Source organism: Yoonia sp. (assembly GCF_046292185.1).
Classification (GTDB): domain Bacteria; phylum Pseudomonadota; class Alphaproteobacteria; order Rhodobacterales; family Rhodobacteraceae; genus Yoonia.
On the sequence record NZ_JBKBQY010000022.1, the window covers coordinates 11,927 to 38,881 of the forward strand.

26 protein-coding genes are annotated in these 26,955 nt (G+C 61.1%); 14 read left to right on the forward strand and 12 right to left on the reverse strand.

The window, feature by feature from the left end; all coding sequences use genetic code 11:
• Nucleotides 1–77 precede the first annotated feature (77 nt).
• From purL to grxD, 3 genes are all read left to right on the forward strand, one after another.
• Nucleotides 78–2,240 carry a phosphoribosylformylglycinamidine synthase subunit PurL gene (purL, locus tag ACK4TM_RS06070; RefSeq protein ID WP_409698265.1) on the forward strand — a complete coding sequence of 721 codons (2,163 nt, stop codon included), beginning with the start codon at nt 78–80 and terminating at the stop codon, nt 2,238–2,240.
• Nucleotides 2,241–2,338: 98 nt separating this feature from the next.
• Complete coding sequence (locus tag ACK4TM_RS06075; protein ID WP_322893601.1) at nt 2,339–2,575, forward strand: BolA/IbaG family iron-sulfur metabolism protein; 237 nt, start codon at nt 2,339–2,341, stop codon at nt 2,573–2,575.
• A 21-nt stretch (nt 2,576–2,596) separates the two neighbouring features.
• The gene (gene grxD, locus ACK4TM_RS06080) at nt 2,597–2,956 is read left to right on the forward strand and encodes a Grx4 family monothiol glutaredoxin (RefSeq protein ID WP_409698269.1); all 360 of its coding nucleotides are present in this window, start codon (nt 2,597–2,599) and stop codon (nt 2,954–2,956) included.
• Nucleotides 2,957–2,980: 24 nt separating this feature from the next.
• On the opposite strand, the gene zapA is transcribed toward grxD, so the two are convergent.
• Together zapA and ACK4TM_RS06090 are read right to left on the reverse strand one after the other, a co-directional pair.
• Entirely contained in the window at nt 2,981–3,373 is a 393-nt protein-coding gene (zapA, locus tag ACK4TM_RS06085; RefSeq protein ID WP_409698272.1) for a cell division protein ZapA, read from the reverse strand.
• A complete protein-coding gene (locus tag ACK4TM_RS06090; protein ID WP_409698275.1) occupies nt 3,360–3,830 on the reverse strand; it encodes a hypothetical protein in 471 nt (156 codons plus the stop codon). The genes zapA and ACK4TM_RS06090 overlap by 14 nt, the downstream gene beginning before the upstream one ends.
• Nucleotides 3,831–4,092: 262 nt before the next feature.
• Between ACK4TM_RS06090 and tkt the strand changes: the two genes are divergently transcribed.
• Entirely contained in the window at nt 4,093–6,111 is a 2,019-nt protein-coding gene (gene tkt, locus ACK4TM_RS06095) for a transketolase (protein ID WP_409698278.1), read from the forward strand.
• 4 nt (nt 6,112–6,115) lie between these two features.
• Here tkt and ACK4TM_RS06100 read toward each other — a convergent pair whose 3' ends face one another.
• Both ACK4TM_RS06100 and ACK4TM_RS06105 read right to left on the reverse strand, forming a co-directional pair.
• Entirely contained in the window at nt 6,116–6,496 is a 381-nt protein-coding gene (locus ACK4TM_RS06100; RefSeq protein WP_409698281.1) for a DoxX family protein, read from the reverse strand.
• Nucleotides 6,489–7,427, reverse strand: coding sequence for a DUF808 domain-containing protein (locus ACK4TM_RS06105; RefSeq protein WP_409698284.1), 939 nt, complete (start codon nt 7,425–7,427; stop codon nt 6,489–6,491). The genes ACK4TM_RS06100 and ACK4TM_RS06105 overlap by 8 nt, the downstream gene beginning before the upstream one ends.
• A 196-nt stretch (nt 7,428–7,623) precedes the next feature.
• Here ACK4TM_RS06105 and gap (ACK4TM_RS06110) point away from each other — a divergent pair, with 196 nt between their 5' ends.
• From gap (ACK4TM_RS06110) to ACK4TM_RS06125, 4 genes are all read left to right on the forward strand, one after another.
• Entirely contained in the window at nt 7,624–8,622 is a 999-nt protein-coding gene (gene gap, locus ACK4TM_RS06110) for a type I glyceraldehyde-3-phosphate dehydrogenase (protein ID WP_409698287.1), read from the forward strand.
• Nucleotides 8,623–8,647: 25 nt separating this feature from the next.
• Complete coding sequence (locus tag ACK4TM_RS06115) at nt 8,648–8,791, forward strand: hypothetical protein (protein WP_409698290.1); 144 nt, start codon at nt 8,648–8,650, stop codon at nt 8,789–8,791.
• A gap of 149 nt (nt 8,792–8,940) precedes the next feature.
• The gene (gene gap, locus ACK4TM_RS06120) at nt 8,941–9,942 is read left to right on the forward strand and encodes a type I glyceraldehyde-3-phosphate dehydrogenase (RefSeq protein WP_409698293.1); all 1,002 of its coding nucleotides are present in this window, start codon (nt 8,941–8,943) and stop codon (nt 9,940–9,942) included.
• Between the two features lie 147 nt (nt 9,943–10,089).
• Nucleotides 10,090–10,248 (forward strand): hypothetical protein, encoded by a 159-nt coding sequence (locus ACK4TM_RS06125; protein WP_409698296.1) that lies wholly within the window; start codon nt 10,090–10,092, stop codon nt 10,246–10,248.
• On the opposite strand, the gene coaD is transcribed toward ACK4TM_RS06125, so the two are convergent.
• From coaD to ACK4TM_RS06140, 3 genes are all read right to left on the reverse strand, one after another.
• A complete protein-coding gene (gene coaD / locus ACK4TM_RS06130; RefSeq protein ID WP_409698299.1) occupies nt 10,245–10,739 on the reverse strand; it encodes a pantetheine-phosphate adenylyltransferase in 495 nt (164 codons plus the stop codon). The two genes, ACK4TM_RS06125 and coaD, sit on opposite strands and share 4 nt — an antisense overlap.
• Before the next feature lie 63 nt (nt 10,740–10,802).
• Nucleotides 10,803–11,237 (reverse strand): CBS domain-containing protein, encoded by a 435-nt coding sequence (locus tag ACK4TM_RS06135; protein WP_409698301.1) that lies wholly within the window; start codon nt 11,235–11,237, stop codon nt 10,803–10,805.
• Nucleotides 11,238–11,273: 36 nt separating this feature from the next.
• The gene (locus ACK4TM_RS06140; protein ID WP_409698304.1) at nt 11,274–12,167 is read right to left on the reverse strand and encodes a LysR family transcriptional regulator; all 894 of its coding nucleotides are present in this window, start codon (nt 12,165–12,167) and stop codon (nt 11,274–11,276) included.
• A gap of 95 nt (nt 12,168–12,262) precedes the next feature.
• Here ACK4TM_RS06140 and ACK4TM_RS06145 point away from each other — a divergent pair, with 95 nt between their 5' ends.
• The 4 genes from ACK4TM_RS06145 (at nt 12,263) to mmsB (ending at nt 16,866) form a co-directional block, all read left to right on the forward strand.
• Nucleotides 12,263–13,762, forward strand: coding sequence for a CoA-acylating methylmalonate-semialdehyde dehydrogenase (locus ACK4TM_RS06145; protein ID WP_409698307.1), 1,500 nt, complete (start codon nt 12,263–12,265; stop codon nt 13,760–13,762).
• Between the two features lie 88 nt (nt 13,763–13,850).
• Nucleotides 13,851–14,987, forward strand: coding sequence for an acyl-CoA dehydrogenase family protein (locus ACK4TM_RS06150; RefSeq protein ID WP_409698310.1), 1,137 nt, complete (start codon nt 13,851–13,853; stop codon nt 14,985–14,987).
• Nucleotides 14,984–16,003, forward strand: coding sequence for an enoyl-CoA hydratase/isomerase family protein (locus ACK4TM_RS06155; protein ID WP_409698313.1), 1,020 nt, complete (start codon nt 14,984–14,986; stop codon nt 16,001–16,003). The genes ACK4TM_RS06150 and ACK4TM_RS06155 overlap by 4 nt, the downstream gene beginning before the upstream one ends.
• Nucleotides 16,000–16,866 carry a 3-hydroxyisobutyrate dehydrogenase gene (mmsB, locus tag ACK4TM_RS06160; protein ID WP_409698316.1) on the forward strand — a complete coding sequence of 289 codons (867 nt, stop codon included), beginning with the start codon at nt 16,000–16,002 and terminating at the stop codon, nt 16,864–16,866. Before ACK4TM_RS06155 ends, mmsB begins: the two co-directional genes overlap by 4 nt.
• Nucleotides 16,867–16,929: 63 nt before the next feature.
• Here the strand turns inward: mmsB and uvrA are convergent, their stop codons facing one another.
• Entirely contained in the window at nt 16,930–19,794 is a 2,865-nt protein-coding gene (uvrA, locus tag ACK4TM_RS06165; protein WP_409698321.1) for an excinuclease ABC subunit UvrA, read from the reverse strand.
• Between the two features lie 282 nt (nt 19,795–20,076).
• On the opposite strand from uvrA, the gene ACK4TM_RS06170 reads away from it, so the two are divergent.
• Both ACK4TM_RS06170 and ACK4TM_RS06175 read left to right on the forward strand, forming a co-directional pair.
• A complete protein-coding gene (locus tag ACK4TM_RS06170) occupies nt 20,077–20,922 on the forward strand; it encodes a DUF4394 domain-containing protein (RefSeq protein WP_409698324.1) in 846 nt (281 codons plus the stop codon).
• A gap of 167 nt (nt 20,923–21,089) precedes the next feature.
• Entirely contained in the window at nt 21,090–23,003 is a 1,914-nt protein-coding gene (locus ACK4TM_RS06175) for a vWA domain-containing protein (RefSeq protein ID WP_409698327.1), read from the forward strand.
• A 135-nt stretch (nt 23,004–23,138) separates the two neighbouring features.
• On the opposite strand, the gene lpdA is transcribed toward ACK4TM_RS06175, so the two are convergent.
• From lpdA to ACK4TM_RS06195, 4 genes are all read right to left on the reverse strand, one after another.
• Nucleotides 23,139–24,533, reverse strand: coding sequence for a dihydrolipoyl dehydrogenase (lpdA, locus tag ACK4TM_RS06180; protein ID WP_409698330.1), 1,395 nt, complete (start codon nt 24,531–24,533; stop codon nt 23,139–23,141).
• Between the two features lie 91 nt (nt 24,534–24,624).
• Nucleotides 24,625–25,206 (reverse strand): DUF924 family protein, encoded by a 582-nt coding sequence (locus ACK4TM_RS06185; RefSeq protein WP_409698333.1) that lies wholly within the window; start codon nt 25,204–25,206, stop codon nt 24,625–24,627.
• A gap of 90 nt (nt 25,207–25,296) precedes the next feature.
• Complete coding sequence (locus ACK4TM_RS06190) at nt 25,297–26,562, reverse strand: MFS transporter (RefSeq protein WP_409698336.1); 1,266 nt, start codon at nt 26,560–26,562, stop codon at nt 25,297–25,299.
• Between the two features lie 80 nt (nt 26,563–26,642).
• The coding region (locus ACK4TM_RS06195) for an S-adenosylmethionine:tRNA ribosyltransferase-isomerase (RefSeq protein ID WP_409698339.1) at nt 26,643–26,955 on the reverse strand (313 nt) is incomplete at its 5' end.

Genomic DNA, 26,955 nt, shown 5'->3' on the forward strand with positions numbered 1-26,955 from the left:
CTGCCCGGCTGAATTGCGGCTTTTACCCGCGCCGCTGATCGCGTAAAGACGCGGCAAGCATCCGGGGGACCACAAAGATGTCGCAAGAACCGCAAATCACCGATGAATTGATCGCAGCCCATGGGCTGAAACCTGACGAATATCAGCGCATTCTGGATATCATCGGTCGGGTGCCGACGTTCACCGAACTGGGGATCTTCTCGGCGATGTGGAATGAACATTGTTCCTATAAATCATCGAAAAAATGGCTGCGCACCCTGCCGACCACCGGCCCGCAGGTGATCTGCGGCCCCGGTGAAAACGCCGGTGTCGTCGATATCGGCGACGGGCAGGCCGTGGTGTTCAAGATGGAAAGCCATAACCACCCCAGCTATATCGAACCTTATCAGGGGGCAGCGACCGGCGTCGGTGGCATCCTGCGCGATGTGTTCACCATGGGCGCGCGCCCGATTGCCGCGATGAATGCGCTGTCATTCGGCGAACCAAGCCACCCGAAGACGCGCCAACTGGTCAGCGGTGTGGTTGCCGGTGTCGGCGGTTACGGCAACGCCTTCGGTGTGCCGACTGTCGGCGGCGAGGTCCGGTTTCACGCCGCCTATAACGGCAATTGCCTGGTCAATGCCTTTGCCGCCGGTCTGGCCGATGCCGACAAGATTTTCTATTCCGCCGCTTCCGGTGTGGGGATGCCAGTGGTTTATCTGGGGGCCAAGACCGGCCGTGACGGTGTCGGCGGTGCGACCATGGCCAGCGCCGAATTCGACGACACGATCGAGGAAAAGCGCCCCACGGTGCAGGTCGGTGATCCCTTCACCGAAAAGCGCCTGATGGAGGCGACACTGGAACTGATGGCCACAGGTGCGGTGATTTCCATTCAGGATATGGGGGCCGCTGGCCTGACCTGTTCTGCCGTGGAAATGGGCGACAAGGGGGGCCTTGGTGTAAGGTTGAACCTTGATGACGTGCCGCAGCGCGAATCCGGCATGAGCGCCTATGAAATGATGCTGTCGGAAAGCCAGGAACGCATGCTGATGGTGCTGCGCCCGGAAAAAGAGGCCGAAGCACGCGCCGTTTTCGTCAAATGGGATCTCGATTTTGCCATTGTCGGCGAAACCATTGCCGAGGATCGTTTTATCGTCGTCCATAAAGGTCAGGTGATGGCTGATCTGCCGTTGGCCACGCTGTCCGGCTCTGCCCCTGAATATGACCGGCCCTGGGTGCCGACACCGGCGCAGGACCCGCTGGGCGATATTGTCGGGGTCAACCCGATTGACGGGCTAAAGGCCCTGATCAGCAGCCCGAATTACGCGGGCAAGCAATGGGTTTACGAACAATATGACCAGCAGGTGATGGGCGATACCGCACGTATCCCCGGCTTTGGTGCCGGGATCGTGCGGGTGCATGGCACGGACAAGGCGCTGGCCTTTACCAGCGACGTCACACCACGCTATGTCATGGCCGACCCCGTCGAGGGCGGCAAACAGGCCGTGGCAGAGGCGTATCGCAACCTGACGGCCGTCGGGGCCAAACCGCTGGCCACCACCGACAACATGAATTTCGGCAATCCCGAAAAGCCCGAAATCATGGGGCAATTCGTCGGCGCCATTCAGGGCATCGGTGAAGCTGTGAAGGCGCTGGATATGCCGATCGTGTCGGGCAATGTGTCGCTTTATAACGAAACCGATGGCACTGGTATCCTGCCGACCCCGACCATTGGCGCTGTCGGCCTGATCACCCACCCCGACCAGATCATCAGCGGCCATCTGCGTGACGGGCATGTCCTGCTGCTGGTCGGGCAAACCACGGGCCATCTGGGCCAATCCGCGCTGCTGGCCGAGGTTTACCACCGCGCCGAAGGCCCGCCGCCCCCCGTCGATCTGGACGCGGAAAAGCGGCACGGCGATTTCATCCGCGACAATGCCAGCCTGATCACCACCTGTACCGATCTGGGCGATGGCGGGCTGGCGCTGGCCGCGTTCGAACTGGCCGAAACCGCGGGTGTGGGCATCCATCTGGACGCCAGCGACACGCCCACCCTGTTCGGCGAAGATCAGGCGCGGTACCTGATCGGCTGCAATTTCGACAAGGCAGAGGCCTTGATGATCGCCGCAGGTCAGGCCGATGTGCCGATTGCCATGGTCGGCAAGGTGGGCGGCGATCAGATCAGTTTCGGGGGCGAAACGGCACCCTTGGCCGACCTCGCCCAGATCTATCGCACAAGTTTTGAAAATGCGCTGGCCTGATCATTTCTTATTTCCAAAAATAACCGCGCGGCGGGCAGCGCCTTGTCTGCGGCGCGGATCGCACCTAGCTTAAAGACACCACGCCAAAAGGACGCCCCATGCCCATCACCCCACATGAGATTGAAACGCTGCTGCGCGACGCATTTCCGCAGGCGAAGATCACCGTGCAAGGCGACGACGGCACCCATTTCGCTGCCGAAGTCATCGACGAAAGCTTTCGCGGACAGAACCGGGTGCAACAACAACGCGCGGTTTATGCAGCACTCAAGGGCCGGATGGACGGCAGCCACGGCGATCTGCACGCGCTGGCGCTGACCACCAAAGCGCCCGACTGAAACCGACCTAAAGGATAGATTATGACCGCTACCGACCAGATCAAACAGACCGTGACCAGCCATGATGTCGTGCTGTTCATGAAAGGCACCAAAGCCATGCCGCAATGCGGGTTTTCATCCCGCGTGGCCGGCGTGCTGAATTTCATGGGTGTGGATTATACCGATGTGAACGTGCTGGCCGATGAAGACATCCGTCAGGGCATCAAGGATTATTCCGACTGGCCGACGATCCCGCAGCTCTATGTCAAAGGCGAATTCGTCGGCGGCTGCGATATCATCACGGAAATGACCCTGTCGGGCGAACTCGATACGTTATTCGCCGACAAGGGCGTGACGTTTGACAAAGACGCCGCCGAAAAGATCCGGCAGGCCAACGCCTGAAGCATTTCGGGTTTCCCGAAACGCCTAATCCAGATCCGCGTCGACCTGATCTGCCAGAGCTTCGGCTCTGGCGGCGATTTCGGCCAACGTGTCGATCACATCGGCCGGCACGACAGGCACCTCGACCCGCTGGGGTTCGGGGGTGGGACGCGCGTTCAGCTTGTCCACACTGGCGCGTAGTTCCGCCATCTCCGCCTCGGCGGCGCGCAGCTTTTCGTCCAGCCCGACGGTTTTATCCGCCAGCAGCAGCCCCGCCATCAGCAACATCCGCGATTCGGGCAGACGCCCGATCTGTTCGGCCAGCGTCGCGGCCTCTGCATCCAGCATGGCTGCGGCGGAATGCAGGAAATGTTCCTCGCCTTCCTGACAGGCGACTTCGAATGTCCGGCCACCGATATGGATTTCAATCTGCGGCACGTGCGGCCTCCTCGATCAGGGGTTTGAGTTCGGCCAGGATCGCATCGACCTCGGCGGCATCGGCGGCGCGCAGGGCGTGCAGCGCCGCGATCTCGGCATGCAGCGCCTGATCCAGCAGCGCGGGGTCCAGCCCCTCGGACAGCGCAGTGCGCAGCTTGGCATTGAGATCGCGCAGCTGGTCAGCGGCGGCGCGCAGCGATTGCATCTGCGCATCGGCCTGCTGCAATTGCGCGGCCTGATTTTCCACGCGGCTGGTCAGATCGTCCAGCTTGCGGTCCTGTTCTTCCTTGTAACGGGTGATCTGCGCGATCAGATCCTTGTTGGTGGCGCGTTCGGCCTGCAACGCGTCGAACACCGATTGTTCGGCCACATCGGCGCGGCCCTTGGCCGCGATCCCCTTGCGAATCCGGTCAAGCGCCAGCGTGATCCGATCACCTAAATCTGCCACATCGCTCATCACTTGCCCTTTCGCTGATCCTGCGATCACTGCCCTGTTCCACCCCCGGGATACAACCCGCCAGACGGATCATCCCCGGCGAAATCCCGCCACTTGCTGCGAATCGTCGCAGCCTTGGCACAGACTAAGCGATCCTGCCCGGTCCGGCAAAGGGGATGCGGTCAGGAAAATGAACGACTTAGCTGTCACGCTTGATCTTGGGGGCGACCCTGATATGACGCGGGTGACAGATTTGTTCACCTTTGCCTGAAGGAAAGCCCCCTTGGATATTGCCGCCCTGCGTTCTGCGCACCCCGACCACTGGAATAAGGCCACGGCCATCCGCACCCTGACGCTCGACGCGGTTGCCGCCGCCAATTCGGGCCATTCGGGGATGCCGATGGGCATGGCCGATGTCGCCACGGTGCTGTTTGAAAAACACCTGAATTTCGACCCTAAATCCCCCGCCTGGCCGGATCGTGACAGGTTCATCCTGTCGGCGGGCCATGGGTCGATGCTGCTGTATTCCCTGATGTATCTGACCGGATACGAAGACATCACCCTGCAGCAGATCAAGGATTTCCGCCAATGGGGCGCCAAAACCGCAGGCCATCCCGAATATGGCCATGCGCGCGGGATTGAGACCACCACCGGCCCGCTGGGTCAGGGCCTTGCCAACGCGGTGGGTTTCGCGATTGCCGAGGAAATCCAGCGCGCCCATTGGGGGGCAAAGATCGTCAACCACCACACCTATGTCATCGCCGGTGACGGCTGCCTGATGGAAGGCGTCAGCCACGAAGCCATCGGTCTGGCGGGCATGCAGAAACTGGGCCATCTGGTTGTGTTCTGGGACAATAACAACATCACCATCGACGGCACCGTCGATCTGGCCGATATCACCGATCAGCCCGCCCGCTTTGCCGCTGCTGGCTGGCATGTGCAGGCCATCGACGGCCATGATCCGGTGGCGATTGACGCCGCGATCACGGCGGCCAAGGCTGATCCGCGCCCGTCGATGATTGCCTGCAAGACCCATATCGCGCTCGGCCATGCCGCGCAGGATACGTCCAAGGGCCATGGCGCGCTGACCAATGCCGAACAACTGACCGCCGCCAAGACGTCTTACGGTGCGCCGATGGGCGATTTTGAGGTCGCCGATGATGTTCTGGCGCAATGGCAGGCCATCGGCGCGCGCGGGGCAGAGACGCATGCGCAGTGGCAGGCGCGCTTTGCCACGCTGTCGGCCGCAAAACAGGCCGAGTTCAACCGTGCCTATGCCGGGGAAGCGCCCAAGAAACTGTCGGCGACGATCCGCGCGTTGAAAAAGCAGGTCAGTGAAAGCCAGCCATCGGTGGCAACGCGCAAATCCTCGGAAATGACGCTGGAAGTCATCAACCCGATCATGCCCGAAACCATCGGCGGCTCTGCCGATCTGACCGGATCGAACAATACCAAGACCAGCGATCTGGGTGTGTTCCACCCTGACACCCGCAAGGGGCGCTATGTCTATTACGGCATCCGCGAACATGGCATGGCCGCCGCGATGAACGGCATGGCGCTGCATGGCGGTGCGCGGGCCTATGGCGGCACATTCATGTGTTTCACCGATTACGCGCGTGGTGCCATGCGCCTGTCCGCGCTGATGGGCGTGCCGGTCACCTATGTGATGACCCACGACAGCATCGGTCTGGGCGAAGACGGCCCGACACACCAGCCGGTTGAACATCTGGCGATGCTGCGCGCCACGCCCAATATGCATGTGTTCCGCCCCGCCGATACGATCGAAACGGCAGAGGCCTGGGAATGCGCGCTGACCAGCACGACCACGCCTGCGGTGCTGGCCCTGTCGCGGCAGAACCTGCCGACGGTCCGCACCACCCACACCAACAAGAACCTTGTGTCGCAGGGCGCCTATGTGCTGGCCGATGCCGATGGCAAACGTCAGGCGATCATCATGGCGACGGGATCAGAGGTCGAGATTGCCCTTGCCGCCCGCGATCTGCTGCAGGCGGCAGGGATCGGCACGCGCGTCGTGTCGATGCCGTGCTGGGAACTCTTCGCCGAACAGGACGAAAACTATCGCCGCAAGGTCCTGCCTGCCGGTCCCGTCCGCGTCGCGGTCGAGGCGGGGGTACGTTTTGGCTGGGATCAATGGTTGCTGGGCGAACGTGGCAAGCGTGAAAAGGCGGGATTTGTCGGGATGGAGGGCTTTGGCGCCTCGGCCCCGGCAGAGCGCTTGTATGCCGAATTCGGCATCACCGCGCAGAATGTTGCAGATCAGGTGAAAGCGTTGATCAAGTGAAACATCAGGTAGGGTGGGCCTTGGCCCACCTTACCTTCCACCGCCCTGCCCCGGCGACCGCCAGCGCAAGGCACCCCCCGGCAATCGCCCAGTTTTTCACGAAGATCGACATCTGCCAGGGATCGTCGGGGATGAAGTGAAACACGCTTGTCCCCGCGCAATAAATTGCCAGTGACACAGCGACCGGGCGCAGCCAGATCCCCGCGACCAAAGCCAGCCCCGCCAGCGCATTATAGGCCAGCGCCAGCCAGATCAGCGCCACAGGTAGCCCGAAACCGGCCAGCAGGTCTGACGCACCCACCGGGCTGATCAGTTTTTGCACAGCCCCGCCCAGAAACAGGGCCGCGATCAGGATGCGCGCGACCAGCAGCAGCGCGTCATTCATGCCCCTGCACCCAGCCCATGACGGGCGTGATCAGCACGACCAATGCCAGCCCCAGCGCCAACCCCAGCACGCCGTCCAGCGCCGCCGTGGCGAACCACTCTGTCGCCCCGGCAATCTGCAAAGGCACCAGCGCCGCCGCCAACAGCGCGACATCATGGATATGATGGCCGAGCCAGCCTGATCCCAGTTCTTCCAGCCCATGCACGATGATCGACCCGCCGACCCAAAGCATCGCCGCCGTGCCGACCCATGTCAGCACCAGCAGGAAACCCGGCATCGCCGCGACGATCCCGCGCCCCAGACCGCGTGACAGCCCCGTGCGCCCGGCGCGCGCCATCCACAGGCCCAGATCATCGGCTTTGACGATCAGCGCGACGGCACCGTAAACCATCGCCGTGATGGCGACAGCCACCACCGCCAGCACCGCGGCCTGCCCCCAGATGCCGGGGGTTTCAATCGTGGCCAGCGCAATGGTCATGATCTCGGCGGACAGGATGAAATCGGTCTTGATCGCGCCTTTGACCTTGGCCTCTTCCAGATGGGCAGGATCGCCGGTGGCCAGCGCATGCGGATCGCCCTTGCGCAGGCTGTGAATCAGCTTTTCCGCGCCTTCATAGCACAGATACCCCCCGCCCAGCATCAGCAGCGGCGCAATCAGCCAGGGCGCAAAGGCCGACAGCAGCAAGGCGACAGGCAGCAGGATCACCAGCTTGTTGCGGATCGACCCCATCGCGATGCGCCAGACGATGGGCAATTCGCGTTCCGCCGAAAACCCCTGCACATATTTCGGTGTCACGGCGGCATCGTCGATCACGGCGCCGGCGGCCTTGGCCCCTGCCTTGGTCGCCTGCCCGATCACATCATCGACCGAGGCCGCCGCGACCTTGGCAATCGCGGCCACATCATCAAGCAAGGCCAGTAAACCGCTCATCGCGCACCTCTGATTCTTTGGGACAGAGTGATCCTGTCCCTGCCCCGCGGCAAGCCCCGCATGTTGGCGCAAACGTTTAGCGGTAACAGGTCACGGGACGGACCCGTTATCGCTAACATACTGACAAATCGGCATCTTTTTCTGGACACCACCGCATACAGACGGCAGGACATGTGCAGATAATAAGGGGTGCCATATGACCATCACCATTGGGATCAACGGATTTGGCCGCATCGGGCGCTGCACTTTGGCCCATATCACCGAAGCGGCGCGCAATGATGTGCAGGTGGTCAAGATCAACGCCACCGGGCCGATTGCCACCAATGCGCATCTGTTGAAATATGACAGCATTCATGGCCGTTTCGGGCATCCGATCAAGGTCAGGGACAATACCTTGGACCTTGGCCGTGGCCCGATTGAAGTGATGTCGAGCTATGACCCCGCCACGTTGGACTGGGACGGTGTCGATGTGGTGCTGGAATGCACCGGCAAGTTCAACGATGGGCACAAGGCCGCCGTGCATCTGGAACGCGGCGCGCGCAAGGTGCTGATCTCGGCCCCGGCGCGCAATGTGGACCGCACGGTGGTTTACGGCGTCAATCATCGCGATTTGGTGGCGGATGAACGGCTTGTGTCGAACGGGTCCTGCACGACCAATTGCCTTGCCCCCTTGGCCAAGGTGCTGAATGACGCGATCGGGATCGAGGCGGGGATCATGACGACGATCCATTCCTATACCGGCGATCAACCGACATTGGACCGCCGGCATGATGACCTGTATCGCGCGCGCGCGGCGGCGATGGCGATGATCCCGACGTCGACCGGCGCGGCAAAGGCGCTGGGAGAGGTGTTGCCGGAGCTCGCGGGCAAGCTGGACGGCACCGCGATCCGGGTGCCGACGCCCAATGTCAGCGCGGTGGACCTAACCTTTCAGGCGGGTAAATCCGTGTCTGTCGCCGATGTGAACGCCATCGTGGCCGAGGCCGCGGGCGGGTACATGGGCATGGTCATGGCCTATGACGCCGAAGCCAAGGTCAGCATCGATTTCAACCATACCACGCAAAGCTGCATCTTTGCCCCCGACCAGACCAAGGTCGTGGGCCGCATGGTCCGCGTGCTGGCATGGTATGACAATGAATGGGGCTTTTCGGCGCGCATGGCCGATGTCGCCGCCACCATGGGCCGCTTGCATTAACCGCCTGCCGCGGTAAAGCTGCGGCATGACGAATGGTTTGGCGGTCTTTCTGGGTGTTGTGATCGTTGCCGCACTGGCAATCGACGGGACGCATAATGACTGGACCGCATCGCTGTTCCTGATCCGCAAATTTATCGATTTTGTCGAATATATCGCGTTCTGGCGGTAACACCTGTGGCACCGCGCCGCTGGCGGGCGTATTTTGGAAAAAAGAAGCTGCCAGAAAGATTGCGGCGGGGTCGCTTTTCAGTCTGCGGTTGACCTTTTGCGATAAATCGCAATGTTAGCGCCAACATTCATCCATAAGGAGGATAGCCCATGGCCGTCAAAGTAGCGATCAACGGATTTGGCCGGATTGGCCGCAACATCTTGCGCGCGATCATCGAATCCGGCCGCAATGATATCGAAGTGGTGGCGATCAATGATCTGGGGCCGGTGGAAACCAACGCCCATCTGCTGCGGTTCGATTCGGTGCATGGCCGCTTTCCCGGCACGGTGACGACGACGACAGATACCATTGACGCGGGCCGTGGCCCGATCAAGGTGACCGCGATCCGCAACCCCGCCGATCTGCCCTGGGGCGATGTCGATGTGGTGCTGGAATGTACCGGGATTTTCACCAGCAAGGACGCCTGTCAGGCGCATCTGTCCACCGGCGCGAAACGCGTGCTGATCTCCGCCCCCGGCACCGATGCCGACAAAACCGTGGTCTTTGGCGTGAACCATCAGTCGCTGACGGCGGATGATATCGTGGTCTCCAACGCCTCCTGCACCACGAACTGCCTGTCGCCTGTCGCTAAGGTGCTGAATGATACCGTGGGTATCACCAAAGGGTTCATGACCACGATCCACAGCTACACCGGCGATCAGCCGACGCTGGATACAATGCACAAGGATCTTTACCGCGCACGGGCTGCGGCCCTGTCGATGATCCCGACATCAACGGGTGCTGCCAAGGCCGTGGGGCTGGTCCTGCCCGAACTGAACGGCAAGCTGGACGGTGTCGCGATCCGGGTGCCGACGCCGAATGTGTCGGTCGTGGATCTGACGTTCGAGGCGTCGCGCGCGACCACTGTGGAAGAGATCAACAATGCGATCATCGCCGCTGCCGATGGCCCGCTGAAGGGCATTCTGGGCTATACCGACCTGCCGATGGTCAGTTCCGATTTCAACCATGATCCGCATTCATCGATCTTCCATCTGGACCAGACCAAGGTGCTGGACGGCACGATGGTCCGCATCCTGAGCTGGTATGACAATGAATGGGGTTTTTCCAACCGCATGGCGGATACCGCCGTTGCGATGGGGAAATTGCTGTAAATCAAGCGGTTTGCAGATTGAAACCGGCCTTTCGGGGCCGGTTTTTTTGTGCGCGCCATGCAAGTTTCGCATAGCGGGGTGCAGGTTCCGTCAGTTGTGCCGCGTTGCGGCATTGTTATCTTTGGGTCAGAACCAAAGGAGCAGAACATGAAAGTCCTGACCAAAGTCCGCAGTGCCGTGCAGAAACGCGCCGCCTATATCCGGCTGAAGAACGAGATCGCCAATATGCCACAGGATGTGGCCATTGATGTGGGTCTGTTCCGCGAAGATGCCGCCAAGATCGCCAGCAAGGCGATCTACGGCTAGGCCCGCATCCGGTTTTTCAACGCCTCGTTCACGGCGGGTGTGACGAATTTCGACACATCCCCGCCAAGACGGGCAATTTCCTTGACCAGTTTGGATGCAATCGCCTGATGCTCGGCCTCGGCCATCAGGAACACGGTTTCGATGGAATCGTCCAGAATCCGGTTCATGCCGACCATCTGATATTCATATTCAAAATCCGCGACCGCCCGCAGGCCGCGGATGATCAGCCCCGCCCCCACATCGCGGGCGCAGTCGATCAGCAGGTTTTCAAACGGATGCGCCACGATTTCGCAGCCCACGGCGCGGCCCAGTGGGACGCATTCCGCCTCGACCATGGCGACGCGTTCTTCAAGGCTGAACAGCGGTCCCTTGTCGCGGTTGATTGCCACGCCGATGACCAGCCGGTCCACCAACGTCGCCGCGCGCCGCACGATATCGACATGCCCCAAAGTGACCGGATCGAATGTGCCGGGATACAGACCTACGCGCATGACGCACCTCTTGAAATATTATTGCGCGCTAGAAACAGCATCACGCGGCGGAATGCAACGGGGTTAGTGCCCCATGATCATCCCTTCAAGAGCGTCCTTTTCCATCGACAGTTCCATCAGCCGCGCCTTGACCACGTCACCGATGGAAATCAGGCCGATCATCTTGCCGTCATCCATCACCGGCAGGTGGCGGAACCGCCCTTCGGTCATCATCTGCAGCACATGGTCGGCCCCATCGGCGGTGGTGCAGGTGGTCAGTTTGGCGGTCATCATTTCGGACACCGGCGCGGACAGGCATTGCGCCCCGCGCCGGCCCAATTCGCGCACGATGTCGCGTTCGGACAGGATGCCGTCCAGCTTTTCCCCGTCGGAAGACACGACCACGGTGCCGATCCGCTTTTCCGACAAAAGGGCCACGGCGGATGACACGCTGTCGCCGGGTTTTACGGACACGACGCCCATATCAGTTTTGGACTTAAGGATTTGCGCGACGATCATAATGCTCTCTCCCTGCATTGCCGGTAGTTCAGACTGTCAAACGACAGCCGCCTCTGTCAAGCGTTCAAGCCGCGCCACTTCGGCCCGGATGCCGTCGCTGATGGCAGCGGCGACGCGGGTCAGCCTGTCGGATTGCCGCGCCGATTTGTGCCGCACCAGATACAGCGACCGGGTCAGCGCCACCTGTTCGGTCAGGATACGCCGCAGTTCCGGCGCGAAGGGCAGCGCGAAATCATGCACGATCCCGACACCGGCCTGTCTGATCATCTGAAGCTGGACGGCGACGGAGTTCGAGGCAAGCTGCACACCCCCGGCCCCCAGATCACCCAGATAATCCAGTTCCTTGTCGAAAATCATGTCGGGAATATAGCCGACGATGGCACGGTGTTGCAGATCGGCAAGGCTCTGCACCGGGGCTGCATCGGCGCGCATTGCCAGATGAAGCTGATAATCGGTGATCTTTTGCACGATCAATTGCCCGGCGGCGGGCAGGCTGACGGTGATCGCCATATCCGCCTCGCGCCGTGACAGGTTGACGACGCGGGGGAGCGCCAGCACCTGCATTTCCAGATCGGGGTTATCGCGCTGCAGCGCGGCGCAGACCTGCGGCAGCAGGAAATTCGCCACCCCGTCAGGCGCGCCGATGCGGATCTGCCCAGTCAGCGCATTGGTCGCGCCGCGCGATTCCTCGACCGCCAGCGACAGTTGCGTTTCGGCATCCGCCGCGCGGTCGCGCATCCGTTCACCCAGATCGGTCAGCGCATAGCCTTGCGGCGATTTGACGAACAGCGCCGCGCCAAGGCTGCGTTCCAGCCGCGCGATCCGGCGACCAAGGGTGGCAGGGTCCATTTTCGTCAACGGTGCGGCGGCAGACAGGCTTTCGGTGCGCGCCACCGCCAGAAACACCCGCATGTCATCCCAATTATCCATCAGCGTCCTGCATTATTGCAAAATGGTTTTGGTACATTGCCGCTGTTCCCTGCAAAAACGCAAGCCTATAGTCGCGCCAACCAATGGAGGTATTCATGCAAGAACTGACCCATTACATCGGCGGCGCACATGTCAAAGGCACGTCCGGCCGCTTTGCCGATATCTATAACCCCGCCACCGGCGAGGTGCAGGCGCGCGTCCCGCTCGCCAATGCCGCCGAGATGGACAAGGCAGTCCAGATCGCAGCCAAGGCGCAGCCCGCTTGGGCCAAGGTCAATCCGCAACGCCGGGCGCGGGTGATGATGGCTTTCGTCGGCCTGTTGAACCGCGACATGGACAAGCTGGCCGAGGCGTTGAGCCGCGAACATGGCAAGACCATCCCCGACGCCAAGGGCGACGTCGTGCGCGGCTTGGAAGTCGTGGAATATTGCATCGGCGCGCCGCAATTGCTGAAAGGTGAATTCACCGACAGCGCAGGCCCAGGCATTGATATGTATTCGATGAAACAGGCGCTGGGTGTCACGGCTGGCATTACGCCGTTCAACTTTCCCGCCATGATCCCGATGTGGATGTTCGCGCCCGCGATTGCCTGCGGCAATGCGTTTATCCTGAAACCATCGGAACGTGACCCATCCGTGCCGCTGATGCTGGCCGAATTGATGGAAGAGGCGGGCCTGCCCAAGGGCATCCTGCAGGTCGTCAACGGCGACAAGGAAGCGGTGGATGCAATCATCGACCATGATGTGATCCAGTCGATCGGCTTTGTCGGGTCCACCCCGATTGCGGAATATATCTATGGCCGCGGCTGTGCGGCTGGCAAGCGTGTGCAATGTTTCGGCGGTGCCAAGAACCACATGATCATCATGCCCGATGCCGATATGGATCAGGCCGCCGATGCGCTGATCGGGGCCGGTTACGGTGCCGCTGGCGAACGCTGCATGGCGATTTCCGTGGCCGTGCCGGTGGGTGATGAGACCGCGGACCGGTTGATCGAAAAGCTGGTCCCCCGGATCGAGGCGCTGAAGGTCGGCCCCTATACATCGGGCAATGACGTGGATTACGGCCCTGTGGTGACCGCCGCCGCCAAGGCCAATATCCTCAAACTGGTGGAAAGCGGTATCGCGCAAGGTGCCGAACTGGTCGTCGATGGCCGCGATTTCAAATTGCAGGGGTACGAGGACGGTTTCTTTGTCGGCCCGCATCTGTTTGACCATGTCACCAAGGATATGGATATTTACACCAAGGAAATCTTTGGCCCGGTCCTGACCGTGGTGCGCGCCAAAACCTATGAAGAGGCTTTGGGTCTGGCGATGGACCACGAATATGGCAACGGCACCGCGATTTTCACCCGCGACGGCGACGCCGCGCGCGATTTCGCGAACCGGATCAATATCGGCATGGTGGGTATCAATGTGCCGATCCCGGTGCCGCTGGCCTATCACACATTCGGCGGCTGGAAAAAATCCATGTTCGGCGATCTGAACCAACACGGCCCTGATGCGTTCAAGTTCTATACCCGCACAAAGACGGTCACGTCCCGTTGGCCGTCGGGGATCAAAGAAGGTGGCGAATTTTCCATTCCCCTGATGGAGTGATCGCAGCGCAAGGCCCTGCCCCCGGCCTTGCCAAACCCCTCTCCGGCGCGTCATGATCGCCTTGTGACGTCAGCCGGGGAGGGCCTTCATGGATTTCGCGCTCAGCGATGAACAAGCCGCGATCTTTGATATGGCCCGCGCCTTTGGGCAGGAACATATCGCCCCTTTCGCGCGCGACTGGGACAGCGCCGGCACGATCCCGAAAACACTGTGGCCCGCACTCGCCACGCTCGGCTTTGGCGGGCTTTACGTGCGCGAGGAAAACGGCGGCGCGGGCCTGACCCGCCTTGACGCGACCTTGGTGTTCGAGGCTTTGGCATATTCCTGCGCCTCTGTCGCGGCGTTTTTGTCAATCCACAACATGTGCGCGAAAATGATTGACCTCTATGGCTCTGACGAATTGCGCGCCCGCATCCTGCCGCGCGCCGTGTCGATGGACCTGATCCTGTCCTATTGCCTGACCGAACCGGGATCAGGGTCGGACGCGGCGGCGCTGAAAACCCGCGCCAGCCGCGATGGCGACAGCTATCTGCTGACGGGTTCCAAGGCGTTCATTTCCGGCGCGGGTTATTCCGACGCCTATATCATCATGGCCCGCACCGGTGACGCCGGGCCAAAGGGTATCAGCGCGATACTGGTCGAAGACGGCGCGCCCGGCCTGTCATTCGGCGGGCTGGAGGACAAGATGGGCTGGCGGTCACAACCCACGCGTCAGGTGCAGCTGGATGATTGCGCCACGCCGCTGGCGAACCTGCTGGGCGAAGAAGGCCGCGGGTTCACCTATGCCATGGCCGGGTTGGACGGCGGGCGGCTGAATATCGCGGCCTGTTCCATCGGGGCGGCGCAATGCGCGCTGGACCAGACGCTGGCCTATATGAAGGAGCGTCAGGCATTCGGGCAGGCGCTGGACCAGTTTCAGGGGCTGCAATTCCGGCTGGCCGATGCGGAAATCGCCCTGCAATCGGCGCGGATATTCCTGCGGCAGGCGGCGTGGAAGCTGGACACAGGCGCTGCAGATGCGACGAAATTCTGCGCGATGGCAAAGAAACTTTGCACCGAAACCGGCAGCATGGTCGCCGATCAATGCCTGCAATTGCACGGCGGCTACGGCTATCTGGCCGATTACGGGATCGAAAAGATCGTCCGCGATCTGCGCGTGCATCAGATATTGGAAGGCACCAATGAAATCATGCTTCTGATCACCGCGCGCGCGCTGATCCGATGAGTGATGTCATCATCCGCACAGAAGGCCGCGCTGGACGGATCACGCTGAACCGGCCAAAGGCGCTGAACGCGCTGACCTGGGGGATGTGTCTGGCGATTGAGGATGCGCTGGACCAGTGGCGCGACGATCCCGCCGTGGCGCTGATCATGATCGACGGCGCGGGTGATCGTGCCTTTTGCGCAGGCGGCGATATTGCGGATATGTATGCCAGCGCGAAACGCGGTGATTACGCCTATGGTCAGCGCTTCTGGCGCGATGAATACCGGCTGAACCGGAAAATCCAACACTATCCCAAACCTATCGTCAGTTTCCTGCATGGGTTCACCATGGGCGGCGGTGTCGGCATCGGCTGCCACGCCAGCCACCGGATCGTGGCGGATGACAGCCGCATCGCCATGCCGGAATGCGGCATCGGGCTGGTGCCGGATGTGGGCGGGTCGCTGCTGCTGGCGCGCGCGCCGGGGTTTACTGGCACCTATCTGGGGCTGACCGGCAGCCGGATGGATGCGGGCGATGCGATATTCGCGGGGTTCGCCGATCACTATATCCCGGCGCAGGATTGGGATGGGGTGAAGGCCGGGTTGGTCGCGGGTGATCTGGATGCGATCAAGGCGCGCCCTGCCCCACCAAGTGATCTGGCCGCATGGCAGGCCGAGATTGATGTGCTTTTCAGCGGCGACAATGTGGCAGATATCCACGCTGCCCTGCATGACGCCCCCGGCCCTGCCGCTGAAAAGGCGCGCAAATTGATCAGTGCGAATGCCCCGCTCGCCATGGCGGTGGCGGTGCGGATCATCGCCCTTGTCCGGCAGGACCCACGGATCGAAACCGCCCTTGACCATGAATACCGTTATACGCACCGCGCCGCCGCACAGGGCGATTTCATCGAAGGTATCCGCGCCGCGATCATCGACAAGGACCGTGCGCCGAAATGGCAGAACTACGGGCCAGCGGATGTGGCGGCAATGACCGCCCCCTTGGGCGCAAAGGCTTTGATCTGGGAGGATGAGACATGAAAATCGGCTTTATCGGTCTGGGCAATATGGGCGCGCCGATGGCGGCCAATCTGGCGCTGCGCCATGATGTGACGGGGTTTGACCCGGTGGCGCGCCCCGCTGACCTGACGCTGGCCGACAGCGCCGCAGATGCCGCAAGGCATGCCGATGTCGTCATCACCATGCTGCCTGATGGCAAGGTGCTACAGGCCGTCGCGGCACAGATCCACCCGGCGATGCAACAGGGTGCTGTGCATCTGGATTGCTCGACCGTCGATGTGGACAGCGCGCGCGCCGTGGCGGCACAGGCGCAGGCGCGGGGGCTGCTGGCCGTGGATGCCCCGGTGTCCGGCGGGACTGTGGGTGCGGCCAATGGCACCCTGACCTTCATGGCGGGCGGTCCGCGGGCGGCATTCGATCAGGTGCAGCCCCTGTTCGCGATCATGGGGCAAAAGGCGGTGCATTGCGGGGCGGCGGGTAACGGGCAGGCGGCGAAAATCTGCAACAACATGATCCTTGGCGTCACCATGATTGCGACTTGTGAGGCGTTTGCGCTGGCCGACAAGCTCGGGCTGGACCGGCAGGCGATGTTCGATGTGGTCAGCACATCATCGGGCGCGTCATGGTCGATCAACAGCTATTGCCCCGCGCCGGGGATCGGCCCGGTCAGCCCTGCTGACAACGACTACAAACCGGGCTTTGCGGCGGAACTGATGCTGAAAGATTTGCGGCTCAGCCAGACCGCCGCCGTGGCTGCAGATGCCGACACGCCGCTGGGGGCCGCCGCCACAGCGCTTTACGCGGATTTCGTCGAAACCGAGGACGGCGCTGGCCGCGATTTCTCGGCCATGCTGCCACGGTTCGCATCGCGGCAACGCCCGTAACTTCTTATTTCGAAAATACTCCCGCGCGGCGCGCTCGTCCCATCCGACAGGATGGGGCGATCCTTACTCCGCCGCCAGTTTGCGCGGTGCCAGCATCTGTTTGAGGTAACGCCCGGTATGGCTTTCTTCGACCTCGGCGACCTGCTCCGGCGTGCCTGTGGCCACGATCCGGCCACCGCCATCGCCGCCTTCGGGGCCGATATCGATGATATGATCGGCGGTTTTCACCACGTCGAGGTTATGTTCGATCACGATCACCGAATTGCCCTGATCGACCAGTTCATGCAGCACTTCCAACAGCTTGCGCACATCTTCGAAGTGTAGCCCCGTCGTCGGTTCATCAAGGATATAGAGCGTGCGGCCCGTGGACCGGCGCGCCAGTTCCTTGGACAATTTCACGCGCTGCGCCTCGCCCCCCGAAAGGGTCGTCGCCTGTTGGCCGACCTTGATATAGCCCAGACCGACGCGCATCAGCGCATCCATCTTTTCGCGGATCGATGGGACGGCGGTGAAAAAGCCTTGCGCATCTTCGACGGTCATATCCAGCACATCGGCGATGCTCTTGCCCTTGAACTTCACCTCCAGCGTTTCGCGGTTGTAACGCGCGCCCTTGCAGGTCTCGCAGGTGACATAGACATCGGGCAGGAAATGCATCTCGATCTTGATGACGCCGTCGCCCTGGCAGGCCTCGCAGCGCCCGCCCTTGACGTTGAACGAAAACCGGCCCGGTTTATAGCCACGCGCCTTGGCCTCTGGCAGACCGGCGAACCAGTCGCGGATCGGGGTAAAGGCACCGGTATAGGTGGCAGGGTTGGATCGCGGGGTGCGGCCAATCGGGCGCTGGTCGATGTCGATCACCTTGTCGAGGTGTTCAAAGCCCTTGATCGTCTCGCACGGGGCCGGGGCCTGCCGCGCACCGTTGAGTTTCTGCGACGCGTTCTTGAACAGGGTTTCAATCGTCAGCGTGGATTTGCCACCGCCTGACACGCCGGTCACACAGACGAACATGCCCAGCGGGAAATCCGCCGTGACATTCTGCAGATTATTGCCGGTCGCCTTGACCACCGTCAGTTTCTTGCCCTTGCCCTTGCGGCGGATGGCAGGCACGGCGATTTCGCGTTTGCCAGTCAGATATTGGCCGGTAATCGAATTTTCATTCGCCATGATTTCGGCTGGCGTGCCTTTGGCCACCACCTGCCCGCCATGCACACCCGCACCGGGGCCGATGTCAAAGACGTAATCCGCCTCGCGGATCGCCTCTTCGTCGTGCTCGACGACGATCACGGTATTGCCCTGATCGCGCAGGTTTTTCAGTGTCGTCAGCAGGCGGTCATTGTCGCGCTGGTGCAAACCGATGCTGGGTTCGTCCAGCACATAAAGCACACCCTGCAAGCCCGACCCGATCTGGCTGGCGAGCCTGATCCGCTGGCTTTCGCCGCCCGACAAGGTGCCGGAATTGCGCGCCAGCGTCAGATATTCCAGCCCGACATTGTTCAGAAACCCCAGCCTTTCGCGGATTTCCTTGAGGATCGCGGCGGCGATTTCGTTTTTCTGTTTGGACAGGTTGTCAGGCACCGTCAGGCACCAATCATAGGCTTCCTTGATCGACATCTGCACAACGTGTCCGACGTGCATGCCGCCGATCTTGACCGCCAAGGCCTCTGCCCGCAAACGATAGCCGCCGCAGGTGCCGCAGGGGCGGTTGTTCTGATAGGCTTCGAATTCTTCGCGGATCCAGTTGCTGTCGGTCTCGCGATAGCGGCGTTCCATGTTCGGGATCACGCCTTCAAACGGGCGTTCGACCTGATAGACACGACCGCCTTCGTCATAGCGGAATTTGATTTCTTCCTTGCCGGACCCGCGCAGGAACACGTTCTGCACCTTTGGGTCCAGGTCCTTCCAGCGGGCGTTTTTGTTGAAACCGTAATGTTTGGCGATGGCTTCGATGGTTTGCAGGAAATAAGGCGATTTGCCTTTGCGCCATGGGGCCAGCGCGCCATCTGCGATTTTCAAGGTGACATCGGGAACGATAAGCTGTTCGTCAAAGAACAATTCCACCCCCAGACCGTCGCAATCGGGGCAAGCGCCAAAGGGGGCGTTGAAGGAAAACAGCCGCGGTTCGATTTCGGGAATGGTGAAACCCGACACCGGACAGGCGAATTTTTCGGAAAAGGTGAGACGTTCGGGATCACCCTCCCCCTCGGCCGGGGCGGTTTCCAGCACGGTGATGCCATCGGCAAGGTCGAGCGCGGTGCGGAACGAATCAGCCAGCCGCGTTTCCAAGCCTTCACGCACCACGATCCGGTCCACGACCACGTCGATATCGTGGCGGAATTTCTTGTCCAATGTCGGCGGTTCATCCAGTTCGTAGAATTCACCATCCACCTTGACCCGCTGAAACCCCTGTTTGCGCAGGTCGAGAAATTCCTTGCGGTATTCGCCCTTGCGGTCGCGCACGATGGGCGCCAGCAGATAGCCCCGCGTCCCTTCCGGCAGGGTCATCACCCTATCGACCATATCCTGCACTTGCTGGGCTTCGATCGGCAGGCCGGTCGCGGGGGAATAGGGCGTGCCGGCGCGCGCGAACAACAGCCGCAGATAGTCGTAGATTTCGGTGATCGTGCCAACGGTGGACCGGGGGTTTTTGCTGGTGGTTTTCTGCTCAATCGAAATCGCGGGCGACAGGCCGCTGATGTGATCGACGTCAGGCTTTTCCATCATATCAAGGAATTGGCGCGCATAGGCCGACAGGGATTCGACATAGCGCCGCTGCCCTTCGGCATAGATCGTATCGAAGGCAAGGCTGGATTTCCCCGACCCCGACAGGCCGGTGATCACCACAAGCTGATCGCGCGGAATATCCACGTCGATGTTCTTGAGGTTATGTTCACGCGCGCCGCGCACTTCGATGTTCTTCAGCTCAGCCATTCTGACCCCCGGGATGACCTACATCACATAGGCGTGGCAGCAGCCACTACCAGTGCCGCTTTAGAACATTAACGGAACAGTTGCAAAAAATATTCCGGCCCAACCCCGCGTCTGCCCGCAATTTGGGCGATGAACCGGACAGGCCAATCACCATACACGAAATAGCGCGGACGATAGTTTCGCGATCACATTAAGTTTTATTACGTTTACAATCAATAACTTAGACTCCATCTATTACCCTATCAAAGGCATCATGCCAACCCGATTGAAAAGGATCATGCGATGAAAAAGACATTGATTTCCGCCACCACCCTTGCCCTGCTGGGCGCACCTGTGTTCGCGCAGGACAACAACATGACCGGCTATGCGCTTGGCGCAGACGGCACCAGCCTCGTCACCCTGCCCGGCCTGATGGAAGCCGGTGAAACCGTGACCTTGTCCGGCATCCTGGGCGCGATTGCCTATCGCCCGGTGACAGGCGATCTGATCGGCATCGCCCCCAATGGCGCGGTCTACGACATTGACACTGCAAGCGGCGAACTGACCGCGACCGAAAACATGATCGGCGACAATGTCGGCATCACCGACGGCGCGATGGTCGGGTTTGATTTCAACAACAACATCGATGCGGTCCGCATTGTGGCAACGGACGGGTCCAACCACGTCTATTTCCCCGCAGGTTTCGGCGACAATGACGAACGCGCCAACACCGTGCTGCGTTTTACCGATCTGTTCTATGCAGAAGGTGACGAAAACGCCGGCATGACGCCTGCCGTCTTTGCCAGCGCCTATACCAACGCCATCGTGGGTGAAACCGCATCCGAAACGGTGCAATATGTGCTGGATGCCGAAACCAACGCGCTGGTGAACCTCGCCAATAACGAAGGCACGCTGACGACTGTCGCCGCACTGACGCTGGATGGCGAAGCTGTCGATATCACCGCCATGGGCGATCTTGAAATCATCTCGCCTGCCGAAGGTGAAAACATGGCCTATGCCGTGCTGATGATGGAAGGTGCCGACACATCGGGCATCTATGCCGTCGATCTGGAAACCGGCGCGCTGACCATGCAGGGCGATCTGGGTGCCATGGGCTATAACGGCTTTGCCGCGATGCTGGCCGACTAACGACCCCCCCGCCCGGTCCACCTGTCCCATCTTCGGACCGGGCAGAGAATGGCCGCGCCCAAGCGCGGCCATTCTTGTTTTCCACACCACAACCTGCGCAAGAATTTGCTGGCCTGCCCGCAAAAGACATGCTTCTCTGCGAAAAAGTGTTCGCAAAGGAAATTGCCATGCGCGTCCTGCCTGCCTGTCTGCTGTTCACTGCTCTTTCCACATCCGCCGTCGCCCAGGGCCAGCCCAATACCATCCTCGTGCTTGACGGGTCCGGGTCGATGTGGGGCCAGATCGACGGCATCGCCAAAATCACAATCGCACAACAGGTGATCGGCGATCTGCTGGCCGGTTTTCCTGCCGAACAAGGGCTGGGCCTGACGGTTTATGGCCATCGCACGCGTGGGTCCTGCAGCGACATCGAAACCATCGTCGCCCCCGCCCCCGGCACGGCGGATCAGATCATCGCCGCCGTGAATGCGATCAGGCCGCTTGGCAGCACGCCGATGACCGATGCGGTGATCGCGGCGGCAGAGTCCTTGCGCTATACCGAACAGGCAGCCACGGTCATTCTGGTGTCCGACGGGATCGAGACTTGCAATCCGGACCCTTGCGCCGCCGCCCGTCTGCTGGCGGAAACCGGGATCGGCTTCACCACTCATGTCGTCGGCTTTGACGTGTCCGACCCAGAGGCATTGGCCCAGATGCAATGTCTGGCCGGGGAAACCGGCGGGCAATTTCTGACCGCCGCCAACGCGCAGGAACTGAATCTCGCGATGGCGGCCATCGTCGCGGAACCGGCGCGCGACCCGGAACCGACCTTGGTAGCAATGACATTCACCGCTGTCATTGGCGCGGACAGGCGGGTGATCGACACAGCCGTCGTCTGGGAAATCAGCGGCGGCGATGATGTCGTGCCGACATTCACGGGCAATCCGCTGGCGCTGCAACTGGCAGAAGGGGCCTATGCCGCCACCGCCTATCACACCGCGCAAGAGGTGTCCGCCACCGCCCCGTTCATCGCCATCGGCGGCGGCAATACAGCGGTCGAGATCGCCTTTGAAGACACCGCCCCCAGCGCGCGGATCATCGCGCCGGCTGCGGCAGAGGCCGGGTCTGTCGTGCAGGTCGGCTGGGACGGCCCGGATGAAGGCGGTGACAATATCCAGATCGCGCTGCCGGGTGAAAGTTTTTATGCCTACAGATATACCGCCAGCGGCAATCCGGTTGAATTGCAACTTCCGGCTGATCCGGGCAGCTATGAATTGCGCTATGTCCTGAACGACCGCGACACCATCGCCACCACGATGATCGAGGTGACGCCCGTGCTGGTCGGCCTGACCGCGCTGGCAAAGGCCGCAGCAGGGTCCGTGATCGACGTGGGCTGGGCCGGGCCGAATGCGGCGGGCGACAATATCCAGATCGCGCGTCCCGGTGGCAATTATATCAGCTATCGCTACACCGCATCGGGCAATCCGGTGCAGTTGCAGATCCCCGCAGAACCCGGCGCATATGAATTGCGCTATGCCTTCCGCGACAGTCAGGTGATCTATACCCAGCCGATCACGGTGACAGAGGTGGCGGTGGCGCTTGACGCGCCCGCATCGGCGCCGGCGGGGTCTGTCGTGTCCATCGGCTGGACCGGGCCGGATGCGGATGGCGACAATGTGCAGGTCGCGGAAATCGGCGGGCGCTATCTGACCTACAGCTATCTGCGGGGCGGCAATCCGGTGGATCTGCAGATGCCGGGGATCGCCGGAGACTATGAATTGCGCTATTCCTTCCGCGACAGCGAGGTGATCCATAGCCAGCCGATCACCGTGACAGATGTGTCCGCGCGGGTGATTGCCCCTGCGAGCGTTGTGGCGGGGGCAGAGGTGCCGGTGGGCTGGGACGGACCTGCCTATGCGGGGGATTACCTGACGATCAGCGCGTTGGGCGACAGCGGCTATGTGACCTATCGCTATATCGGCGCGGAAAATCCGGTGATATTGACCGCGCCGTCGGAACCGGGCGCGTATGAGGTCCGCTATATCCTGGGGCAGAATGTCGTGACTTTGGCGACGGCACCGCTGCGCGTGACCGCACCATGAGGTGTAGGGTGCGTGCAAGCACGCACCCTACACCCCCGCCCCGTCCGTACCAACAGCGCATTAAATACACGAAGGGTGCGTTCGTGCACGCACCCAACCGCGACCGCGTGGGGGAGGTCCGCACACCCCCCACATTCACATATGAATCACACGATCATACGCATCCAACACGCTTTCATGCATCATCTCCGACAGGGTCGGATGCGGAAAGACGGTGTTCATCAGATCTTCTTCCGTGGTTTCAAGCTGCCGCCCGATCACATAGCCTTGTATCAGTTCCGTCACTTCCGCGCCGACCATATGCGCGCCCAGTAATTCGCCGGTTTTCGCGTCAAAGATCGTCTTGACCATGCCTTCGGGTTCGCCAAGTGCCACCGCCTTGCCATTGCCGATGAACGGAAAACGCCCGACCTTGATGTCATAGCCCAATTCCTTGGCCTTCGCCTCGGTATAGCCCACTGACGCCACCTGCGGGTGGCAATAGGTGCAGCCAGCGATGCTTTCGGGTTTCACCGGATGGGCATGTTTGCCCGCGATCAGATCGGCGACCATCACGCCTTCATGGCTGGCCTTATGCGCCAGCCATGGCGCACCGGCGATATCGCCGATGGCATAAAGCCCTTCCACCCCGGTGCGGCAATATTCATCCGTCACCACATGGGTGCGGTCGATCTTGACGCCAAGCTCTTCCAGCCCCAGCCCTTCGACATTGCCGACGATGCCGACAGCGCTGATCACGGTGTCAAAGTCGATCTTTTCAACCTTGCCGCCGCTTTCGATATGGGCGGTCACCTTGTCCTTGCCACGGTCAAGCTGTTTGACCGTGGCTTTTTCCATGATCTTCATGCCCTGTTTGACGAATTGCTTTTTCGCAAAGGCGCTGATTTCGGCATCTTCCACCGGCAGCACGCGGTCCATCACCTCGACCACGGTCGTCTCGGCGCCCAAAGTGTTGTAAAAGCTGGCGAATTCAATGCCGATGGCACCCGATCCGATGACCAGCAGCTTTTTCGGCATATGCGGCGGGACAAGCGCGTGGCGATAGGACCAGACGCGTTCGCCGTCCGCTTCCAGCCCCGGCAGGTTGCGCGCGCGCGCGCCGGTGGCCAGCACGATATTCTTTGCGGTCAGGTCTTCGGTGCCGGCCTCGGTCTTGACGCTGACCTTGCCCTTGGCGGGGATCACAGCCTCGCCCATGAAAACAGTGACCTTGTTCTTTTTCAGCAGGTGCTTGACCCCGCCTTCCATCTGCTTGGCAACACCGCGCGAGCGTTTCACAACGGCACCAAGATCGTAATCGACCTTCTCCACGCTCAGGCCAAATTCCTTGGCGCGGTGCATCAGATGAAACACTTCGGAGGATCGCAGCATCGCCTTGGTCGGGATGCAGCCCCAGTTCAGGCAGATACCGCCCAGATTTTCGCGTTCGACAATCGCGACAGTCTTGCCCAGTTGTGCTGCCCGGATCGCGGCGACATAGCCACCGGGGCCGGCCCCGATAACGATCAGATCAAAGTTCTTCGCAGCCATGTCGGCCCTCCCGATTCAAGATAGTTCAGTATTAAACCATTTTTCAGGCGACCTCCAGTGACCCAAGGTCATATCTGTGTCCCGCTGGCGGTCAGGTCTTTTCGCTCTGCACCGCGCGCAGCGCCGCCATATAGCCGCCTTCATCCAGAAACGCCTGTTCGGCGGGCGATGTGCGCCGCCCCAATGCGTCATTGCGGTAAGGAAACCGCCCGAAATCGCGGATGATGGCGCGATGCGCGCAGGCATGGTCGCGGTTTTCATGGCCGGTTTCGGGCATCCGGCTGTGAAACAGGCGCACCGCGCGGTCCTGATCGGACAGGGCTTCGGAATGCATCAGGGGCAGATAGAAAAACTGGCGCGCGGGTTCCGCGATCTTCATGTCCCAGTTGCGGTCAATCGCCATCTTGGCCGCCGCCAGCCCCAAAAGGTCGGTGGAAAACGCCTTTGCCTGGCTGCGGAACATATTGCGCGGAAACTGGTCGGTCAGGATGATATAGGCCAAGGTGCCCGATGCATGGGTCAGCCACAGACCCAGCGATCCTTCGGTCGCGGCCACCCACAGGTCATGGAACCTGTCCGTGATCTGTGCGTCAAAATCGGGATCGGATTTATACCAATCCGCCGGGCCACATTCATCCAGCCAGAATGCCAGAACCTCGTCTGCTTGCGACACTGACCCAATCCTCCGCGGTCGTTCCCGTTAGGTCAAACGAAACAGAGAAATTCAGTGCTGACAAGGCTTTCCTGCCCACCTGGTCCGATTTTAGCTGGCCTGCGCCGGGGCATCGTCACCGGCGGCCTCGATATAGGCTTCCTGCGCGACCTCGACCGCGACCGCCGATGAACTGGCCGAAACCGGCGCATAGGGCACCTGATCCAGATCCATCGCGCCGCGATCCCGCTGCGTCGCACGCACCATGCCGTAACCGGCCACACCCAGCATCAGGACCGAGGTGAACAGCCAGAACCCGTTATTGCCGATCGCATCCATCATCGCACCCACGATCAGCGGCCCCATGATCGCGCCCAGCCCGTTGATGAACAACAACCCGCCAGATGCGGCGGCCATATCCTCTTTTTCCAGATAATCATTGGTATAGGCGATCAGCAACGCATAAAGCGGGTTCGACGTGCCGCCCACGATGGCGCCACTGATCACGATCAGCACGAAATAACCCGGAATGAGAAACGCGATCAGCGACCCCAGCCCGCCCAGCAGCGCGATCCAGATGATCAGCCTGCGCCGGTCCATCCGGTCCGACAGCCAGCCGATGGGGTATTGCAGCACCAGCGCAGAAATATAGATCGCCGAGATGAAGAATGAAATTTCTCCCACGCTCAGCCCGACCCGGCTGCCGTATACCGCCGACATGCCGAATTGCGCGGCAAAGACACCGCCCAGCAGGAACATACCCGCACAGCCCAAGGGCGATGTGCGGATCAGGTCCTTGATCTTCATCGGTTTGGTCGCCGAAAAGGCCGGCATCGGGCGCGCCGACAACAGCACCGGCGCAAAGGCCAGCGACACCAGCACCGACGGAATGATAAAGATCACATAGCCCGACACATCACCCTGACTGACGATGAATTGCGCGGTCACGATCCCGCCCATCTGCACGATCATATAAACTGACAGCGCCTTGCCGCGCGTGGCATTGCTGGACGCGTCATTCAGCCAGCTTTCGGCGGTGATATAGACGCCACAGAAACAAAACCCGATCAGCACCCGCCCGATGGTCCAGGCAATCGGATCGACCAGCGTGGGATAAAGGATCAGAATGGCCGAAATCATCGACCCCATGGCGGCGAACACCCGCACATGCCCGACCCGGCGGATCAGTTCAGGGGTAAAGCGGGATGAAAACAGAAAACCCAGGAAATAGGCGGACATGACGACAGACAGCGCCAGCGTGCTGAAACCCTCCATCTCGCCGCGCAGACCCAGCAGGGTGCCTTGCAACCCGTTGCCCACCATCAGCAGAAACATGCCCATGAACAGCGCCCATGACCCTGACAAAACCTGAAACATCTTTTTCCCTTCCGGGCCACTTTGCCCGTGCCGCCGTCTGACCCGTCCTTACCCGGATTGCAATGACAGCGCCGCGACAATCACGCTTGGTCAGGCAGCAAAAGCGACGCATCCCCATAAGAAAAGAAACGATAGCGTCGTGCAATGGCATGGCCATAAATCGCCTTGATCCAATCCACCCCCATCATCGCCGAGACCAGCATCATCAGCGTGGATTTCGGCAGGTGGAAATTGGTCATCAACCCATCCGCGATCTGGAACCGGAAACCGGGGGTGATGAAAATATCCGTCGGTCCCGTCCACGGCTGCAACCGCCCATCACGCGCAGCGGATTCGATCAGCCGCAGCGCGGTCGTCCCCACCGGGATCACCCGCCCGCCCGCGTCGCGCGTG